The organism is Actinokineospora sp. NPDC051303 (assembly GCF_055586285.1).
The window spans coordinates 1-1,290 of sequence record NZ_JBVJIN010000114.1; the positions used below are offsets into that span (position 1 = coordinate 1).

Consider the following 1,290-nt stretch of genomic DNA (forward strand, 5'->3'; position numbering starts at 1 on the left):
GAGGACAACGCCGGTTATGAGTTGACGGTGCATCCGCCGTTGGGCAAGTCGTTGATCGCGGTGGGTGAGTGGCTGTTCGGCTACACGGGGTGGGGGTGGCGGTTCTCCGCGGCGGTGGCTGGTGTGGTGATGGTGGTGTTGGTGGTGCGGATCGCCCGCCGCCTGACCCGGTCCACGCTGTTGGGGGCGGTGGCGGGGGTGCTGCTGATCGCCGACGGTGTGGCGCATGTCCAGTCGCGGATGGGGATGCTGGACGCGTTCCTGGCCGCACTGGTGGTGGGGGCGTTCGCGTGTGTGCTGGCCGACCGGGACCTGGTCCGCGCCCGCCTCGCGGTCGCGGTCACCGAGGGGTGGGTGTCGGAGTCGCGTTATGGGCCGCGGTTGGGGGTGCGGTGGTGGCGGCTGGGCGCCGGGGTGTTGTTGGGGTTGGCGTGCGGGGTGAAGTGGTCGGGGCTGTATTTCGTGGCCGCGTTCGCCCTGCTCACGGTGTTGTTCGATGTGACGGCGCGGCGGGCGGCGGGGGTGGTGCGCCCGTGGTGGGGGACGTTGTTGCGGGACACCGTGCCTGCGGTGTGGGTGTTCGTGGGTGTGGTGGTGTTGGCGTATCTGTCGACGTGGTGGGCGTGGTTCGGCAGTGAGACCGGTTTGGACCGGCACCTGGTCGCCAGCACCGGGGGTGACCCGGTGTCGGTGGTGCGGGGGGCACTCGGTTCTTTGTTCACGTATAGCGAGCATGTGTTGCGGTTCCATTCGGAGTTGGTGACGAAGCCGGATTCGCAGCATCCGTGGGAGTCGAAGCCGTGGGCGTGGCCGATGGGGTTGCGGCCGATGTTGTATTACTACGACGGGTCGACCGCGGGGTGTGGGCAGACGCGGTGTGTGTCGGCGACGATGCTGATCGGGACCCCGGCGTTGTGGTGGTTGGCGCCGGTGATGCTGGGGTGGGGGCTGTGGCGGATGGGTGCGCATCGGGACTGGCGTTACGCCGCGGTGGTCACGGGGTATCTGGCGGGGTTGCTGCCGTGGTTTGTGAATCTGGACCGGCAGATGTATTTCTTCTACGCGACTCCGATGGCGCCGTTTCTGGTGTTGGGGATCGTGTTGGGGTTGGGGCATTTCCTCGGGACCCGGGACATGGGCCCGGAGCGGCGGCGGAACGGGCTTCTGGTGGTCGCGTTGTATGTGGGGTTGGTCGTGGCCAACTTCGTCTGGCTCTGGCCCATCCTCAACGGCGACTCCATCACCGAATGGCGCTGGCAGGCCGAACTCTGGCTCCCCTCCTGGCGCTGA

At 67.7% G+C, this 1,290-nt stretch carries 1 protein-coding gene; it reads left to right on the forward strand.

The genetic code is table 11. The annotated features are described in order from the left end of the window. On the forward strand, positions 1–1,290 hold a 1,290-nt coding region (locus ACZ6SD_RS32910), incomplete at its 5' end, for a dolichyl-phosphate-mannose--protein mannosyltransferase (protein WP_465320933.1).